Below are 17,188 nucleotides of genomic sequence, written 5' to 3' on the forward strand. Positions count from 1 at the left end.
TCTCCCCCGTTTCAGCTAGGTGACGGCGCCGTGGCCATGGGCCAGACGATGAGCGTCACGAACCCCAGTGAGCAGCAGATCAGCGCGATCCGCTGCGGTCGGAACGCCCCTTCGGAGGGCTCGTTGTGCTCCGGATGGGCGTAGTTCTTCGCCTGGAACCGCCACCACATCTTCTTCTGGTCCAGAAGCCCCAGCGAGCCGGGTATCAGCGAGACCAGGAGCCCGAAGATCATCAGTCCCGTCATCAGTACGTTCCCTCCGGCATGAGGCCCGTCTGGACCAGCGGCTTGCCGCGCCTGCGCGAGACGAAGACACCCCGCCCGGCCGGCATGGGCCGCGCCCGGACACCGCCGAGCAGGTCGCCCTCGGACGGGTCACCGGCCAGCACCACGCCCTGGGCGCCCAGTTCCTTGATGCGCTGGACGAACGCCTCGTAACCCGCGCGCCCGGCGCCCGCCGTGGAGCGGGCGATGATGAACCGCACGCCCACGTCCCGGGCGAACGGCAGCAGTTCGGTCAGCCCCGCCAGCGGATTGCCCTGCGAGGTGGACACCAGGTCGTAGTCGTCGACGACCACGTACACCGTCGGCCCGCTCCACCAGCTGCGGTCCCGCAGCTGCTGTGCGGTGACGTCCGCGGTCGGCGAGCGGCGGCGCATCAGGTCCGCCAGCGCCGCCATGTGGTGGTCCATCGTGTTGGACATCGGGATGTACTCGGCCAGGTGCGAGGTCGGCGTGACGTCCAGCAGCGAGCGCCGGTTGTCGATCACGAACAGCTTGCACTCGTCACCCGAGTAGCGCTGCGTGAGCTGCCGGATCAGCAGCCGCAGCAGGTTCGACTTGCCCGACTCGCTCTCGCCGAACACCAGGAAGAACGGATCCTGGTCGAAGTCGACGAACACCGGCTCCAGATCGTTCTCGTCCAGCCCGAACGCCACACCCCGCCGCGGGAACCGGTCGCCGGCCGGCAGCTCCTCCAGGGACAGCCGGCGCGGCAGCAGCCGCACCTGGGGCGCCGGCGGCGCCGTCCAGTGCCGCGACACCTCCGAGGCCAGCGCCGCCGTCGCGTCCGCCAGGTCCGAGTCCGAGGTCAGGCCGTCGATGCGCGGCACCGCGGCCATGAAGTGCAGCTTCTGCGGCGACTGGCCCCGGCCCGGCACACCCGCCGGCACGTTCGCCGCCACCTTGCGGTCGAACTCCGAGTCCATGGTGTCGCCGAGCCGCAGCTCCAGGCGGTTCATCAGGTGGTCCTTCAGGTTGGAGCGGACCTCCATCGACCGCGAGGCGGTGAGCACCAGGTGGACGCCGTAACCGAGACCGCGCGCCGCGATGTCCAGCACCACCTGCTCCAGCGCCTCGTACTCGCCCTTGAAGTTGCCCCAGCCGTCGATCAGCAGGAAGACGTCGCCCCACGGCTGGTCCGTCACCGAGATCGTGCCGCGCGCCCGCCGGTTGCGGAACTCCGCCATCGACGGGATGCCCGCCGCCCGGAAGTACTCCTCCCGCCGGTTCAGCACGCCGTACACCTCGGCGACCGTACGCCGCACCCGCTCCGGGTCCAGCCGGGACGCCACCCCGCCCACGTGCGGCAGCCCCTCGATCGACACCATGCCGCCACCGCCGAAGTCCAGCCCGTAGAACTGCACCTCGTGCGGGGTGTGGGTGAGCGCGAACGACGACACCAGGGTGCGCAGCAGCGTCGACTTGCCGGACTGCGGACCGCCCAGGATCTGCATGTGGCCGGCCGCGCCCGAGAAGTCCACCCACAGCGGATCGCGCCGCTGCTCGTACGGCTTGTCGAGGAGGCCCACCGGCACCACCAGCCGGCCCGCGCCCTCGTAACCCGGCTGCGTCAGACCACGCCCCCGCACCGCCGTCAGCCCCGGCAGCAGACCGTCCAGCGACGGCGGGCTGTCCAGCGGCGGCAGCCACACCTGGTGCGCCGCCGGGCCCTGGGCCTCGAGCCGCTTCACGATCACGTCCAGCACCGTGTCCGCCAGCGCGTCGTCGGTCCCCGGCGCCTCGGGCTCGGCCACGCGCTGCCGCGGCACCGCCGCGTACCGCACCGGCACCTCCGCGGCGGTGAACAGCACCGGCCGCCGGTCCACCGGCAGCGGCCCGCCCGCGAGCGCCGCCTGCTGCGCCCCCGAGCGGTACACGCCCGACACGTAGGCGGCCTTGAACCGCATCATCTCGTCGGTGCCGAACTTCAGGAAACCGGAGCCCGGCACGTTCGGCAGCTCGTAGGCGTCCGGAACGCCCAGCGCCGCCCTCGACTCCGCCGCGGAGAAGGTCCGCAGACCGATCCGGTACGACAGATACGTCTCCAGGCCGCGCAGCCGCCCCTCCTCCAGACGCTGCGAGGCCAGCAGCAGGTGCACGCCCAGCGACCGGCCGATGCGGCCGATCTGCACGAACATCTCGATGAAGTCCGGCTTCGCGGTGAGCAGTTCACTGAACTCGTCGATGACCAGCACCAACGACGGGATGGGCTGCAGCGCGGCGCCGGCCGCGCGGGCCTTCTCGTAGTCGTGGATGTTGGCGTAGTTGCCCGCGTCGCGCAGCATCTCCTGGCGGCGGTTGAGCTCACCGCGGATGGAGTCGCCCATCCGGTCCACCAGCGTCAGGTCGTCCGCCAGGTTGGTGATCACGGCGGCGACGTGCGGCATCCGCGCCATGCCCGCGAAGGTCGCACCGCCCTTGAAGTCGGCGAGCACGAAGTTCAGCGTCTCCGAGGAGTGGGTGACCGCCAGTCCCAGCACCAGGGTGCGCAGCAGCTCCGACTTGCCCGAACCCGTCGCGCCCACGCACAGGCCGTGCGGGCCCATGCCCTCCTGCGCGGCCTCCTTCAGGTCCAGCATCACCGGACGGCCGTCCTCGCCGACACCGATCGGCACCCGCAGCCGCTCCGCCAGCGCCCGCGGCCGCCAGGTCCGCTTGGGATCCACCGACGCGGCGTCACCCAGGTTCAGCAGGTCGGTGAACTCCAGGTTCGCCAGCAGCGGCTCGTCGTCGTCCCCGCCCGACGCCATCCGCAGCGGCGCCAGCTGCCGGGCCAGCGCCTCGGCCGACGCGTACGACATCACGTCCGGCGTCCCCTCGTACACCGCGCCGTGCGCCGACTCCAGCCGCAGCGACGACGGCCGCACCGACATCGCCAGGTCACCCGGCACGCCCACCTGCTCGCCCGGCGCCACCTCGATCACCGTCACGCCCTGGAGCCCCTCCGGGCCGGCCAGCACCGAGTCCGGCGGCAGCGACACCCCGTCCAGCACCAGCACCAGGTGCGGTGTCTCCGGCAGCGGCGGAGCGGCGGGATGGAACCGCGGCCGGCCCGACAGACGCCCGGCCAGCAGGTCCTCCAGCGCCCGCGGATCCTGCGAGATCAGCCGGCGGCTGCCCGCGCCGTCCGGGGCGCCCGGCGCCTGGGTGTGCGGCAGCCACTTCGCCCACTCCCAGTGCCCCAGCGCCTCCCGGCCCGCCGCGACCGCCACCACCAGGTCCTCGGGCGAGTGCAGCGAGGCCAGCGAACCCGTCATCGCACGCACCAGAGCCCGTACCGACTCCGGCTCGCCGCTCACCGACACCCGGTGGAACGCCCGCAGGGACACCGCCATCGGCAGCTCCTCCAGCATGGAGTGCACCGCCACGAACCGCTGCATCGCCCCCGCGGTCAACGGCTCCAACTGGTCCACCGGACCCGTCTGCGGCGCGATCAGCGGCGAGGCCAGCTGCTGCGGACCCAGACCGATCCGCACCTGCGCGAAGTCCTCGTCGCCCGGCCGCCGTTCCCACACCCGGCTGCCCTCGGCGACCAGCGCCCACAGCTGCTCGGGGGAGGGATGCAGGTAGTACTGGGCGTCCCGCTGCGCCGTCGCGGCCTCCACCGCCCGCTGCCGGGTCTGCGTCAGATAGCCCAGGTAGTCACGCCGCAGATCGGCCAACTGCCCCTGGTTGCCCCGACGGAAGCGCACCACCATCGCCACCGACATGGCGATGGTCGAGGCGACCATCACCATGCCCATGATCTTCATGAACGGTTTGTCGCTCATGAAGAAGAAGACCACCGAGCCGCCCATGCCGAGCGTCGGCAGCAACTGCATCAGCACGCTCTCCTGATGCCCGCGCGGCAACTCCGGCGGAGGCTGCAGCACGATCTCTTCCGTGGGCACCTCGGACGGCAACGCCCTCGGCGGGCGCTTCACGACGATGTGGCTCACTGGTCACCAATCCCCTTGCCGGGCCCCGCCGTTGTCCAGGGCTCCCCGTGGTCCGGGTATGCGGGCCGCGGCGTGATCCTACTGAGTCCGCCGGGGACCGGTGAGAGGTATGGTGCCGGATGTTCGCCCCGCCCGGACGGCCAGGTCCGCCCGTCGGCGCGGACACACGTGAACGACTTCGGACATCAGGGGCGTTCAGCTGCGACCGCGAGTCCCACCGGCGCTCCACGGCCACCGTACCGCCGCGCGCTCGGGTCACACGCACCCGTCACCCGCACACCACCACCGAGGGGGAGCAGAAGGTGAGCACCACGGCCTCCGCGCCGGCCACCGGACAGGCCGGCCCCGGACCGGCGGGCCCGTCCGGAACGGGCGCCGGCTCCGGACTCGGCTTCTGCCGGGTCACCATCGTCGCGCCCGACAGCCGCATCGACGTCGCGCTGCCCGACGACATCCCGGTCGCCGACCTCTACCCGGAGATCCTCAGGCTCTCCCGGCAGAGCCCCGCCGAGGGCGCGCCCGTCGGCTACCACCTGGTCCGCCGCGACGGCACCGTCCTCGACAGCGCCCGCTCCTTCGCGGCCCAGCGGATCCTCGACGGCGAACTGCTCACCCTGCGGCCGTTCTCCGACTCGCTGCCGCCCGCCGTCTTCGACGACGTCTCCGAGGCCGTCGCCTCCGCCGTCTCCCGCGACCACACCCTGTGGAACGGCGACCTCACCCGCACCGGCGGCCTGATCGCCGGGGGAGTGCTGCCCACGCTGCTCGCCTTCGTCGCCTGGACCTCCCGCCCCGGTCACGACATGCACGGCCTGCCCGGCACCCTCGCCGCCGTCGCCGGCCTGGTCCTGGTCGCCCTGGCCTGCGTCCGCGCCCGCGTCTACGACGACCGCGCGGCCGCCCTCGCGCTCGGCCTGGGCGCGCTGCCCAACATCGGCGTGGCCGGCTCCGGCCTGCTGCCCCTGGCCGAGGGCGCCGGCATCGGCAAGCTCCAGTTCCTGCTGGCCTGCGCCGCCGCGCTGCTGGCCGCCGTGGTCCTGATGCTCTGCTCCCCCCGCGGCGACGGGCCCTTCGTGGCCTGCGTGCTCGCCGCCGCGATCGGCGTGGCCACCGCCTTCGCCGCCCTCATGGCCCGCTGGAACGCCACCGAGACGGCCGCGCTGTGCGCACCGCTCGCCGTCGGCGCCCTCGCCTTCCTGCCCGGGATGTCCCTGCGGTTCGCCCGCCTGCCCATCGGCTTCGACCCGCCGAGCACCGGCACCTCCACCGCCTACGGCCTGGAGACCGAACCGCAGGAGCCGGTCGACCTGCACCGCGTCGAGGAGCGCACCCGGCGCGGCCACGAACTCCTGGTCGGCCTGGTCGGCGGCTGCGCCCTGGTCGCCGTCGTCGCCTGCGCGGTGCTCGGCTTCTCCGACGACCTGTGGGCCCGGCTGCTCGCCCTGGCCACCGGCATCGCCCTGCTCATGCGGGCCACCCTGTTCCGCTACACGGCACAGGTGGGCGCGCTGCTCGCGGCCGGCCTCGCCTCGCTGGTGCTGCTCGGCCTCGGCCTCGCGCTCGACGCGCCCGGCACCGCGGACCCGTCCGGTCCGCAGCTGCGCACCCTCTGGCTGGTGGCCGCCGTCGCCGTGGCCACCGCGCTGATCACCGGCATCGGCATGATCGCCCCGCGCGGCGGGCCCACCCCGTTCTGGGGCCGCTTCCTGGAGATCGCCGAGTCCTTCGTCCTGCTGACCCTGGTCCCGCTGGCCCTCGCCGTCTTCGGCGTCTACGAGGCCGCCCGGGCGATGACCGGCTGACGTCCGCCGCGGAAGGCGGAACGCCGTGGGGCGGCTGCGGACCCCGCACCCGCCCCACGGCGTTCCCGCGTTCCCGCACCCGGTCCCGCGTCCCGAACGAGAACACCGCCCACGGCAGGTGCACCAGCGCGTACAGCGCCTGCCGCCGGGTCGACCCGCTCCGCGGCACCGCGCCGCACCAGGCGATGAGCCGCGGCGCGTCCCCGCGGCCCGCCGTGCGGTACGGCTCAGCCCTCGGCCGCGGGCTCCAGGTCGAACTCCCCGTCCCGTGCCCCCAGCACGAAGGCCCGCCACTCCGCCTCCGTGTACCGCAGCACCGTCTCCGGCTCCAGCGACGACCGCATCGCCACCGCGCCGCCCGGCAGACGGGCGATCTCCACCCGCTCCTCGTGTTGCTCAGTACCCGGCGCGCACTCCCACTCCACGCCGGAGATGTCGAGCGCGTACAGCTCGTCCCGCTCCCGCTCCTTGCGGGCCTTGACGTCTTCCTCTGTCTCCGCTGTCTCCGCCATGCGAAGCCCCTTCCGCAACGGGCCCGAACCGGGCCGGGTCGATCCGCGACGTACCCTAGTGCGCGCCCCACCTTCCCCGGAGGGCTTCCGCGCCCCGCGGCAGGGACCCCCCTCGCGGCCTGGTACTCTGGGCGACGGCCGTTTGCGTACGCGCCACCGGACCCGCCCGACGGCGGTCTGGAGGACGCGCCCAGCGGATCCCCGCCTCCCGAGTAACGGAAGCTCCCCCGAGACACAGACCGGGGGCACTCGGTGGCCATCAGGACATCACCAAGGAGTACGCGTGTCGCTCGACGCCGCTACGAAGAAGCAGATCATGACCGAGTTCGGCACCAAGGAAGGTGACACCGGCTCCCCCGAGGTCCAGGTCGCGCTCCTGACCCGCCGCATCTCCGACCTGACGGAGCACCTCAAGAGCCACAAGCACGACCACCACTCCCGTCGTGGTCTGCTGATCCTGGTCGGTCAGCGTCGCCGTCTGCTGCAGTACCTGGCCAAGAAGGACATCCAGCGCTTCCGTGCCCTGGTCGACCGCCTCGGCATCCGCCGTGGTGCTGCCGGCGGCGCCAAGTAAGACGCCGTGAAGGGAGCGGTTCCCGTGAAGGGGACCGCTCCCTTTGCCGTACGTGCGGAAACGTGCGAGGTGTCACCCGCACTTTGTAGTGTGGTAGCACAACGCACGACACACGACACGGTGTGATCACGGGGCCCGCACGGGGTACCCCGTACCACTGATCACCCGACGAACTGTTCACGTGAACAGTTCACCCGAACGAGGGGAAGCGCACCTCGCCGCCACCGGTCCTCGGTAGTGGCCCCCGGGGAGACAGACCCGGGTGCTTCGATCGAAGACCGGTCCGCACGGCACGGCGCGCTTCTCCGCCGAGTCCCACTGCCACACGGGCAGCCCAGGGACGAAAGACGAGGAGAAGAACACTGGTGGAGAACGAGACCCACTACGCCGAGGCCGTCATCGACAACGGTTCCTTCGGCACCCGCACCATCCGCTTCGAGACGGGCCGCCTGGCCCGTCAGGCCGCCGGCTCCGCCGTGGCCTACCTGGACGACGACACCATGGTGCTGTCGGCCACCAGCGCCTCCAAGAACCCCAAGGACCAGCTCGACTTCTTCCCCCTGACGGTGGACGTCGAGGAGCGCATGTACGCGGCCGGCAAGATCCCCGGCTCGTTCTTCCGCCGTGAGGGCCGGCCGTCCGAGGACGCCATCCTCACCTGCCGCCTCATCGACCGCCCGCTGCGCCCGTCCTTCAAGAAGGGCCTGCGCAACGAGATCCAGGTCGTCGCGACGATCATGGCGCTCAACCCCGACCACCTGTACGACGTCGTGGCGATCAACGCCGCGTCCGCGTCGACTCAGCTGGCCGGCCTGCCCTTCTCCGGCCCGATCGGCGGCGTCCGCGTCGCGCTGATCAACGGCCAGTGGGTCGCCTTCCCGACGCACACCGAGCTCGAGGACGCCGTCTTCGACATGGTGGTCGCGGGCCGCGTCCTGGAGGACGGCGACGTCGCGATCATGATGGTCGAGGCCGAGGCCACCGAGAAGACCGTCAAGCTCGTCGAGGGCGGTGCCGAGGCCCCGACCGAGGAGGTCGTCGCCGCCGGTCTCGAGGCCGCGAAGCCCTTCATCAAGGTCCTCTGCAAGGCCCAGTCGGACCTCGCCGCCAAGGCCGCCAAGCCGACCGGCGAGTTCCCGATCTTCCTGGACTACCAGGACGACGTCTTCCAGGCCCTGTCCTCCGCCGTCCGCCCCGAGCTGAGCGAGGCGCTCACCATCGCGGGCAAGCAGGACCGCGAGGCCGAGCTGGACCGCGTCAAGGGCCTCGCCGCCGAGAAGCTCCTCCCGGAGTTCGAGGGCCGCGAGAAGGAGATCTCCGCCGCGTACCGCTCGCTCACCAAGCAGCTGGTCCGCGAGCGCGTGATCAAGGAGAAGAAGCGCATCGACGGCCGCGGTGTCACCGACATCCGCACCCTGGCCGCCGAGGTCGAGGCCATCCCGCGTGTGCACGGCTCCGCCCTGTTCGAGCGCGGCGAGACCCAGATCCTGGGCGTCACCACCCTCAACATGCTCCGCATGGAGCAGCAGCTGGACACCCTCTCCCCGGTGACCCGCAAGCGCTACATGCACAACTACAACTTCCCGCCGTACTCCGTCGGCGAGACCGGCCGCGTCGGCTCCCCGAAGCGCCGCGAGATCGGCCACGGCGCCCTCGCCGAGCGCGCCATCGTGCCGGTGCTGCCGACCCGCGAGGAGTTTCCCTACGCGATCCGTCAGGTGTCCGAGGCCCTCGGCTCCAACGGCTCGACGTCCATGGGCTCCGTCTGCGCCTCCACCATGTCGCTGCTGAACGCCGGTGTGCCGCTGAAGGCCCCCGTCGCCGGTATCGCCATGGGCCTGATCTCCCAGGAGATCAACGGCGAGACGCACTACGTCGCCCTCACCGACATCCTCGGTGCGGAGGACGCCTTCGGCGACATGGACTTCAAGGTCGCCGGCACCAAGGAGTTCGTGACCGCCCTCCAGCTCGACACCAAGCTGGACGGCATCCCGGCCTCCGTCCTCGCCGCGGCCCTCAAGCAGGCCCGCGACGCCCGTCTCCACATCCTCGACGTGATGATGGAGGCCATCGACCGGCCCGACGAGATGTCCCCGAACGCCCCGCGGATCATCACCGTCAAGATCCCGGTGGACAAGATCGGTGAGGTCATCGGCCCCAAGGGCAAGATGATCAACCAGATCCAGGAGGACACCGGCGCCGAGATCACCATCGAGGACGACGGCACCATCTACATCGGTGCCTCGGACGGCCCGGCCGCCGAGGCCGCGCGCGCCACGATCAACGCCATCGCCAACCCGACGATGCCCGAGGTCGGCGAGCGTTACCTGGGCACGGTCGTCAAGACCACGACCTTCGGCGCCTTCGTCTCCCTGATGCCGGGCAAGGATGGTCTGCTGCACATCTCGCAGATCCGCAAGCTGGCCGGCGGCAAGCGCGTGGAGAACGTCGAGGACGTCCTCGGCGTGGGCCAGAAGGTCCAGGTCGAGATCGCCGAGATCGACTCCCGTGGCAAGCTCTCCCTCGTCCCCGTGGTCGAGGGCGAGGACTCCGAGCAGGCAGAGAAGGACGACAGCGAGAAGTGACCTCTCGTAGCACCACGGCGACGGCCCGCACCGGTTCCCCGGTGCGGGCCGTCGCCCGTACCCAAACCCTGATCAAGGGGCAGAACGGCAGCGGCACCGTGCGCCGTACCGTCCTCCCCGGCGGCCTGCGGGTCGTCACCGAGACCCTCCCGTCGGTGCGCTCGGCCACGTTCGGCATCTGGGCCAACGTCGGCTCCCGCGACGAGACGCCGGCGCTGGGCGGCGCCACCCACTACCTGGAGCACCTGCTCTTCAAGGGCACCTCCCGGCGCAGCGCGCTCGACATCTCGGCCGCGATCGACGCGGTCGGCGGCGAGATGAACGCGTTCACCGCCAAGGAGTACACCTGCTACTACGCCCGCGTGCTGGACACCGACCTCCCGCTCGCGATCGACGTGGTCTGCGACATGCTCACCGGCTCGCTGATCCGCCAGGAGGACGTCGACGTCGAGCGCGGCGCGATCCTCGAGGAGATCGCGATGACCGAGGACGACCCGGGCGACTGCGTGCACGACCTGTTCGCGCACACCATGCTCGGCGACACCCCCCTCGGCCGCCCCGTCCTCGGCACGGTGGACACCGTCAACGCGCTCAACGCCGACCGGATACGGCGCTTCTACAAGAAGCACTACGACCCCACCCGCCTGGTGGTCGCCGCGGCCGGCAACGTCGACCACGCCAAGGTGGTCCGCCAGGTCCGGGCCGCCTTCGAGAAGGCCGGGCTGCTGACCGACCACGACGCCGTGCCGGTCGGCCCCCGCTCCGGCAGCCGCACCCTGCGCGCGGCCGGCAAGGTCGACCTGGTGTCCCGCAAGACCGAGCAGGCCCACGTCATCCTCGGCATGCCCGGCATCGCCCGCACCGACGACCGCCGCTGGACCCTGGCGGTCCTCAACACGGCCCTCGGCGGCGGCATGTCCTCGCGCCTCTTCCAGGAGGTCCGGGAGAAGCGCGGCCTGGCCTACAGCGTCTACTCGTACACCTCGAGCTTCGCCGACTGCGGCCTCTTCGGCGTGTACGCCGGATGCCGGCCCAGCCAGGTGCCCGACGTGCTGAAGATCTGCCGCGACGAGCTCGACAAGGCGGCGGCCGACGGCCTGCCCGACGAGGAGATCGCCCGTGCCGTCGGCCAGCTCAAGGGCTCCACGGTCCTCGGCCTGGAGGACACCGGGGCAATCATGAACCGCATCGGCAAGAGCGAAGTGTGCTGGGGCGACCAGATGTCGGTCGACGACGTCCTCGCCAGCATCGACGCGGTGACGCCCGATGATGTACGAGAGGTCGCCCGGGACATCCTGGGCCGCCGTCCCTCCCTGTCGGTCATCGGCCCGCTCAAGGACAAGCAGGCCTCCCGCCTGCACCAGACCGTGGCCTGAGCCCGGTCCGAGCCCGGTCCGAGCGCGGCCCCGGGCCGCGCCCGGACCCGGCCCCACCCCGAGCGACCGAGCCCCACGGGGCCCGCGAAAGGAAGCATGAGCAACATGAGCAAGCTGCGTGTGGCGGTTCTCGGCGCCCAGGGGCGCATCGGCTCCGAGGCCGTCAAGGCGGTCGAGGCCGCCGAGGACATGGAACTGGTGGCCGCCCTCGGCCGCCACGACAGCCTGGACGTCCTGGGCTCCAGCGGCGCCCAGGTGGCCGTCGAGCTGACCACCCCCGACTCGGTGATGACCAACCTGGAGTACTGCGTCGGCCACGGCATCCACGCCGTCGTCGGCACCACCGGCTGGAACGACGAGCGCCTGGCGACCCTCGGCGGCCAGCTGGAGGCGTCCCCGTCGACGGGCGTCCTGATCGCCCCGAACTTCTCCATCGGCGCCGTCCTCACCATGAAGTTCGCGCAGATCGCCGCCCCGTACTTCGAGTCGGTCGAGGTCGTCGAGCTGCACCACCCCGACAAGGTCGACGCGCCCAGCGGCACCGCCCAGCGCACCGCCCAGCTGATCGCCGAGGCCCGCCGCGCGGCCGGCAGCGCCCCCATGCCCGACGCCACCGCCAAGGCGCTGGAGGGGGCCCGCGGCGCCGACGTCGACGGCGTCCCGGTGCACGCGGTCCGCCTGCGCGGCCTCCTGGCCCACCAGGAGGTCCTGCTCGGCGGCGAGGGCGAGACCCTCACCGTCCGCCACGACTCCCTGCACCACATCAGCTTCATGCCGGGCATCCTGCTCGGCGTGCGCCGTGTGGTGGACACGCCGGGCCTGACCTTCGGTCTCGAACACTTCCTGGACCTGGGCTGACACGGACATGCGCGCGAAGATCACCTATGCCGTCGCGGCCCTGGCCCTGATCGCCTACTTCATCCTGGCCGGCAGCCGCGGCGTCATGCTCATCAAGGTCGGCACCCCGCTCACCGTCGCGCTCGGTGCCGCCGTGCTGGTACTGCCCCTCGTGGGCCTGTGGTTCCTCTGGGCCAACACCCGGTTCGCCCAGCGGGCCAACGCCCTCGCCGCCGAACTCGACGCGGAGGGCGGCCTGCCCGTCGACGACCTCAAGCGCACGCCCAGCGGCCGTATCGACCGCGACGCGGCGGACGCCGCCTTCGCGCGCCGCAAGGCCGAGACGGAGGCCGCCCCGGAGGACTGGCGTGCCTGGTTCCGCCTCGCCGTGGCCTACCACGACGCCCGCGACACCGCACGGGCCCGCAAGGCCATGCAAAGGGCGATCCAGCTCCACGACGGCTGAACCGGCCGGCCGGCGGTACACCACGGCCCTGCGGCCCCTCGAGGGGCCGCAGGGCCGTGTGGCGTCCTGTGGCGTCGCGCGGCCGCTACTGCTCCGCGGCGGCCGCCGTCCGGTACTCGTCGGCCCACGCCTCCACGGTGTCCGAGGCCCGGTCGAACGCGGCCGGCTGGCCCAGGAAGTCCGCGTTGTGGGTGCTGAGCAGCACCACCGGCCCGTCGGCCGGGGAGGAGGCCCCACGCCCGCTCCGGGCCTCCAGCACCAGCCCCTGGCCCTGCAGGGTCCGCGGCAGCCCCATCCACCGCACGGGCTGCTGCACCACCCGCAGCGTCCCCACCCGGGACCACGCCGTGGTCCGCGTGGTGAAGTACCGGACGTGCCGCAGCCCGGCCGAACTCACCCAGACCCCGAGCCGCAGCCCGCGCAGCGCCCCGGCGATCAGCAGCAGCGCCACGCCGAACCAGACCCAGGCGCCGGTCACCGAGGCCGTCGCCGCGATGATCACGGCCGCGACCAGCACGAACGAGGCGAGCAGCAGCACCAGCGCGGCCAGCCCGACCCGGTGCGGACCCGGCCGGTAGGGCCGCCGCCACCGCTGACGGTCGTGAAACGGCAGGACGACGTCCTCCGTCTCCCCGTCGAACGCGCGGTCGGCCGTCAGAAAGGGCAGGGGCACGGCGGGTCCTCACTCGATCCACGATCCATACACACGAACGATGCCCGGTGAGGCTATCGAGCCTCCTCCGGCCCCACCACCCAGGGGCCGCCCGAACGGCGGGCCGGGCGGCGACCGAAAGCCGCGGACGGGGTCAGACCGGCGCATGCCGTCGTCGTAGAGTGTGCGACTGCCAGCCGAGGGCCCGCCCACCAGGGCCGGACCCGCCGCCCGACCCTCCGAAGGAATTCCCCACAGTGAGCGACACCCCCGCAGACGACCTCACGGCAAGCTTCCGCAGCGACGTCACCGTCGAACTGGTGAAGCACACCGCCTCGGACGCCGACGTGCTGTTCGCCGCCCGCGTCTCCACCCTGGGCGAGCAGTCCCTGGAGGAGCTCGAGAAGGAGCCCGGCCGCTCCAGGGGGCTGATCAACTACCTGATGCGGGACCGGCACGGCAGCCCCTTCGAGCACAACTCGATGACCTTCTTCGTCAGTGCCCCGATCTTCGTCATGCGCGAGTTCATGCGGCACCGCGTGGGCTGGTCCTACAACGAGGAGTCCGGCCGCTACCGGCAGCTTGAGCCGGTCTTCTACGTTCCCGGCGCGGACCGCAAGCTGGTCCAGCAGGGCCGCCCCGGCAAGTACGAGTTCGTCGAGGGCAGCGCGGAGCAGCAGGAACTGGTGACCCGCGCCATGACCGAGACCTACCAGGACGCCTACCGCGCCTACCAGGAGATGCTGGCGGCCGGTGTGGCCCGCGAGGTGGCCCGCGCCGTCCTCCCGGTCGGCCTGTTCTCCTCGATGTACGCCACCTGCAACGCCCGCTCGCTGATGCACTTCCTCGGGCTGCGCACCAAGCACGAGCTGGCCCGGGTGCCGTCGTTCCCGCAGCGGGAGATCGAGATGGTCGCGGAGCGGATGGAGCAGGAGTGGGCCAAGCTCATGCCGCTCACCTACGAAGCCTTCAACCAGAACGGCCGCGTCGCGCCCTGACCGCGCAAGCGCGGGCGCCAACGGCCTTCACGGGGGGACGAACGCCCCCTCGCCCGAAGTGTCCGGATTGCAGGACTTCGCGAAGTTCATCTAGCCTGACGATACGGGCCCGGCACTGCTTGAACCCCCGAGCAGGCAGTGCCGGGATCCCGTTCGCCTGGTTCATCCACAATGTCCGGCCCCCGACGGCGCACCAGGCCCGGTACAGCGAGTAGCGTGTTAGGCATGGCACCGACCTCCACTCCGCAGACCCCCTTCGGGAGGGTCCTTACCGCCATGGTGACTCCGTTCACGGCGGACGGCGCGCTCGACATCGACGGCGCCCAGCGGCTTGCCACCCATCTCGTGGACGCCGGCAACGACGGTCTCATCGTCAACGGCACCACCGGTGAGTCGCCGACCACCAGCGACGCGGAGAAAGCGGCCCTGCTGAGGGCCGTCCTGGAGGCCGTCGGCGACCGGGCGCACATCGTCGCCGGCGTCGGCACCAACGACACCCACCACAGCGCCGAGCTGGCCCGCACCGCCGAGCAGCTCGGAGCGCACGGCCTGCTCACCGTGACGCCGTACTACAACAAGCCCCCTCAGGAGGGCCTGTACCGGCACTTCACGGCGATCGCCGACTCCACCGGGCTCCCGGTGATGCTCTACGACATCCCGGGCCGCAGCGGCGTCCCGATCACCACGGAGACCCTGGTCCGTCTCGCCGAGCACCCCCGGATCGTCGCCAACAAGGACGCCAAGGGCGACCTCGGCGCGGCGAGCTGGGCGCTGTCCCGTTCGGGCCTGGCCTGGTACTCCGGCGACGACATCCTGAACCTGCCGCTGCTGTCGATCGGCGCGGTCGGCTTCGTGTCGGTCGTCGGCCACCTGGTCGCACCGGACCTGCGCGCGATGCTCGAGGCCCACCTCGGCGGCGACGTGCACAAGGCCGCCGAGATCCACCAGAAGCTGCTCCCGGTCTTCACGGGCGTCTTCCGCACCCAGGGCGCCATGACCACCAAGGCCGCCCTGGCGCTCCAGGGGCTGCCCGCCGGACCGCTGCGCGCTCCCCTTGTGGAGCTGAGCCCCCAGGAGCTCGACCAGCTCAAGCTCGATCTCGCCGCCGGCGGGGTACAGCTCTGAGCACCGGACTTCACAACTGAATACGCAGGGCGACAGCGCCTGCATCTTCCACACGACAACTGCTTACGCACGAACGTCACGCGCGCCACGTGCCTCCGGGCACGTGGCGCGCGTGGTGAGGAGAGTCTTTTGAGTCATCCGCACCCTGAACTCGGCCCGCCGCCCAAGCTTGCCAAGGGCGGACTGCGGGTCACCCCGCTCGGCGGCCTCGGCGAGATCGGTCGAAACATGACCGTCTTCGAGTTCGACGGCCGCCTGCTGATCGTCGACTGCGGCGTGCTCTTCCCCGAGGAGGAGCAGCCCGGCATCGACCTGATCCTTCCGGACTTCTCGTCCATCCGGGACCGCCTCGGCGACATCGAGGGCATCGTCCTGACACACGGGCACGAGGACCACATCGGCGCCGTGCCCTACCTGCTGCGCGAGCGTCCGGACATCCCGCTGATCGGTTCCAAGCTGACCCTCGCGCTGATCGAGGCCAAGCTCCAGGAACACCGGATCCGTCCGTACTCCCTGGAGGTCGCGGAGGGCAACCGGGAGCGTCTGGGCCCCTTCGACTGCGAGTTCGTCGCCGTCAACCATTCCATCCCGGACGCCCTCGCGGTCGCCATCCGCACCCCCGCGGGCATGGTCGTGCACACCGGCGACTTCAAGATGGACCAGCTCCCGCTGGACGGCCGCCTCACGGACCTGCACGCGTTCGCGCGTCTCAGCGAGGAGGGCATCGACCTCCTGCTCAGCGACTCGACGAACGCCGAGGTCCCGGGCTTCGTCCCGCCGGAGCGCGACATCTCCAACGTGCTGCGGTCCGTCTTCGCGGGCGCCCGCAAGCGCGTCATCGTGGCGAGCTTCGCCAGCCACATCCACCGCGTCCAGCAGATCCTCGACGCCGCCCACGAGTACGGCCGCCGGGTCGCCTTCGTCGGCCGCTCGATGGTCCGCAACATGGGCATCGCCAGAGACCTCGGCTACCTGCGGGTGCCGCCGGGCCTGGTCGTGGACGTGAAGACGCTGGACGACCTGCCGGACCACGAGGTGGTCCTGGTCTGCACCGGTTCGCAGGGCGAGCCGATGGCCGCGCTGTCCCGCATGGCCAACCGTGACCACCAGATCCGGATCGTCCCCGGCGACACGGTGATCCTGGCGTCCTCGCTGATCCCCGGCAACGAGAACTCGGTCTACCGGGTGATCAACGGCCTCACCCGTTGGGGTGCCAACGTCGTCCACAAGGGCAACGCCAAGGTGCACGTCTCCGGGCACGCCTCCGCCGGCGAGCTGCTGTACTTCTACAACATCTGCCGTCCGCGGAACCTGATGCCGGTGCACGGCGAGTGGCGCCACCTGCGCGCGAACGCCGAGCTGGGCGCCCTGACCGGTGTCCCGCACGACCGCATCGTGATCGCGGAGGACGGCGTCGTCGTCGACCTGATCGACGGCAAGGCCAAGATCACCGGCAAGGTGCAGGCCGGCTACGTCTATGTCGACGGTCTTTCCGTCGGCGGCGTCGGCGAGCCCGCGCTCAAGGACCGCAAGATCCTCGGCGACGAGGGCATCATCTCGGTCTTCGTGGTGGTGGACTCCTCCACCGGCAAGATCAGCGCGGGCCCGCACATCCAGGCCCGCGGCTCCGGCATCGAGGACAAGGCCTTCGGCGACGTCCTGCCCAAGCTGGTCGAGGTGCTGGAACGCCAGGCCCAGGAAGGCGTGGTCGAGCCGCACCAGATGCAGCAGCTCATCCGCCGCACGCTGGGCAAGTGGGTCTCCGACACCTACCGTCGCCGGCCCATGATCCTGCCGGTCGTGGTCGACGTCTGAGCACCGCGTACGGCCCCGGTGAACGCGTGATCCACGCGTGAGCCGGGACGTGCGGCGGGAGGGGAGCGCCTCGATTTGCACACGGGCGCTCCCCTCCAGTACGTTTACGGCTCCGCCCAGGGGGCACCCGCAACGTTCAAGACGTTCGGGGGTGCCGACCAGGAGGGCGGGAAAACCGACTCAGAACTTCTGATAAAGTCGGAACCGCCGGAAAGGAAAGCGCGAAA

13 protein-coding genes are annotated in these 17,188 nt (G+C 71.4%); 9 read left to right on the top strand and 4 right to left on the bottom strand.

The genetic code is table 11. From position 1 onward, the window contains the following. Nucleotides 1-11: 11 nt before the first annotated feature. Both GBN72_RS32450 and eccCa read right to left on the bottom strand, forming a co-directional pair. A complete protein-coding gene (locus tag GBN72_RS32450) occupies nucleotides 12-245 on the bottom strand; it encodes a hypothetical protein (RefSeq protein ID WP_151775553.1) in 234 nt (77 codons plus the stop codon). Then, complete coding sequence (eccCa, locus tag GBN72_RS32455) at nucleotides 245-4,219, bottom strand: type VII secretion protein EccCa (RefSeq protein WP_151775554.1); 3,975 nt, start codon at nucleotides 4,217-4,219, stop codon at nucleotides 245-247. Before eccCa ends, GBN72_RS32450 begins: the two co-directional genes overlap by 1 nt. 302 nt (nucleotides 4,220-4,521) lie before the next feature. Here eccCa and eccD point away from each other — a divergent pair, with 302 nt between their 5' ends. Further along, nucleotides 4,522-6,021, top strand: a complete 1,500-nt coding sequence (gene eccD, locus GBN72_RS32465) for a type VII secretion integral membrane protein EccD (RefSeq protein WP_246213039.1) — start codon at nucleotides 4,522-4,524, stop codon at nucleotides 6,019-6,021. Between the two features lie 227 nt (nucleotides 6,022-6,248). Here the strand turns inward: eccD and GBN72_RS32470 are convergent, their stop codons facing one another. Then, nucleotides 6,249-6,533 carry a DUF397 domain-containing protein gene (locus GBN72_RS32470; RefSeq protein ID WP_151775556.1) on the bottom strand — a complete coding sequence of 95 codons (285 nt, stop codon included), beginning with the start codon at nucleotides 6,531-6,533 and terminating at the stop codon, nucleotides 6,249-6,251. A gap of 283 nt (nucleotides 6,534-6,816) precedes the next feature. Between GBN72_RS32470 and rpsO the strand changes: the two genes are divergently transcribed. The 5 genes from rpsO (at nucleotide 6,817) to GBN72_RS32495 (ending at nucleotide 12,371) form a co-directional block, all read left to right on the top strand. Then, nucleotides 6,817-7,107 (top strand): 30S ribosomal protein S15, encoded by a 291-nt coding sequence (gene rpsO, locus GBN72_RS32475; protein WP_151775557.1) that lies wholly within the window; start codon nucleotides 6,817-6,819, stop codon nucleotides 7,105-7,107. 365 nt (nucleotides 7,108-7,472) lie between these two features. After that, nucleotides 7,473-9,692: a polyribonucleotide nucleotidyltransferase gene (locus GBN72_RS32480; protein ID WP_151775558.1), complete on the top strand. Its 2,220-nt coding sequence runs from the start codon at nucleotides 7,473-7,475 to the stop codon at nucleotides 9,690-9,692. After that, nucleotides 9,689-11,068, top strand: a complete 1,380-nt coding sequence (locus GBN72_RS32485) for a M16 family metallopeptidase (protein ID WP_151775559.1) — start codon at nucleotides 9,689-9,691, stop codon at nucleotides 11,066-11,068. The genes GBN72_RS32480 and GBN72_RS32485 overlap by 4 nt, the downstream gene beginning before the upstream one ends. A gap of 105 nt (nucleotides 11,069-11,173) precedes the next feature. Then, nucleotides 11,174-11,926, top strand: coding sequence for a 4-hydroxy-tetrahydrodipicolinate reductase (dapB, locus tag GBN72_RS32490; RefSeq protein ID WP_151775560.1), 753 nt, complete (start codon nucleotides 11,174-11,176; stop codon nucleotides 11,924-11,926). Between the two features lie 7 nt (nucleotides 11,927-11,933). Then, nucleotides 11,934-12,371, top strand: a complete 438-nt coding sequence (locus GBN72_RS32495) for a hypothetical protein (RefSeq protein WP_151775561.1) — start codon at nucleotides 11,934-11,936, stop codon at nucleotides 12,369-12,371. 85 nt (nucleotides 12,372-12,456) lie between these two features. Here GBN72_RS32495 and GBN72_RS32500 read toward each other — a convergent pair whose 3' ends face one another. Beyond that, nucleotides 12,457-13,044, bottom strand: coding sequence for an SCO5741 family PH domain-containing membrane protein (locus GBN72_RS32500; RefSeq protein WP_151775562.1), 588 nt, complete (start codon nucleotides 13,042-13,044; stop codon nucleotides 12,457-12,459). 236 nt (nucleotides 13,045-13,280) lie between these two features. Here GBN72_RS32500 and thyX point away from each other — a divergent pair, with 236 nt between their 5' ends. The 3 genes from thyX to GBN72_RS32515 all read left to right on the top strand — a co-directional run bounded on the left by thyX (nucleotide 13,281) and on the right by GBN72_RS32515 (nucleotide 16,961). Next, nucleotides 13,281-14,021, top strand: a complete 741-nt coding sequence (gene thyX, locus GBN72_RS32505; RefSeq protein ID WP_151775563.1) for an FAD-dependent thymidylate synthase — start codon at nucleotides 13,281-13,283, stop codon at nucleotides 14,019-14,021. Between the two features lie 225 nt (nucleotides 14,022-14,246). Further along, on the top strand, nucleotides 14,247-15,146 hold the full coding sequence (dapA, locus tag GBN72_RS32510; RefSeq protein ID WP_151775564.1) for a 4-hydroxy-tetrahydrodipicolinate synthase: 900 nt from the start codon (nucleotides 14,247-14,249) through the stop codon (nucleotides 15,144-15,146). 129 nt (nucleotides 15,147-15,275) lie between these two features. Next, a complete protein-coding gene (locus GBN72_RS32515; RefSeq protein ID WP_151775565.1) occupies nucleotides 15,276-16,961 on the top strand; it encodes a ribonuclease J in 1,686 nt (561 codons plus the stop codon). Nucleotides 16,962-17,188: the final 227 nt, after the last annotated feature.

This window comes from Streptomyces abyssomicinicus (assembly GCF_008974245.1).
In the GTDB taxonomy this organism is placed as follows: domain Bacteria; phylum Actinomycetota; class Actinomycetes; order Streptomycetales; family Streptomycetaceae; genus Streptomyces; species Streptomyces abyssomicinicus.

What these genes read in the sequence shown, in the direction of transcription:
- dapA (WP_151775564.1), top strand. Translation starts at nt 14,247, where the DNA reads ATGGCACCGACCTCCACTCCGCAGACCCCCTTCGGGAGGGTCCTTACC.
- dapB (WP_151775560.1), top strand. Translation starts at nt 11,174, where the DNA reads ATGAGCAAGCTGCGTGTGGCGGTTCTCGGCGCCCAGGGGCGCATCGGC.
- GBN72_RS32495 (WP_151775561.1), top strand. Translation starts at nt 11,934, where the DNA reads ATGCGCGCGAAGATCACCTATGCCGTCGCGGCCCTGGCCCTGATCGCC.
- GBN72_RS32470 (WP_151775556.1), bottom strand. Translation starts at nt 6,533, where the DNA reads ATGGCGGAGACAGCGGAGACAGAGGAAGACGTCAAGGCCCGCAAGGAG.
- GBN72_RS32450 (WP_151775553.1), bottom strand. Translation starts at nt 245, where the DNA reads ATGACGGGACTGATGATCTTCGGGCTCCTGGTCTCGCTGATACCCGGC.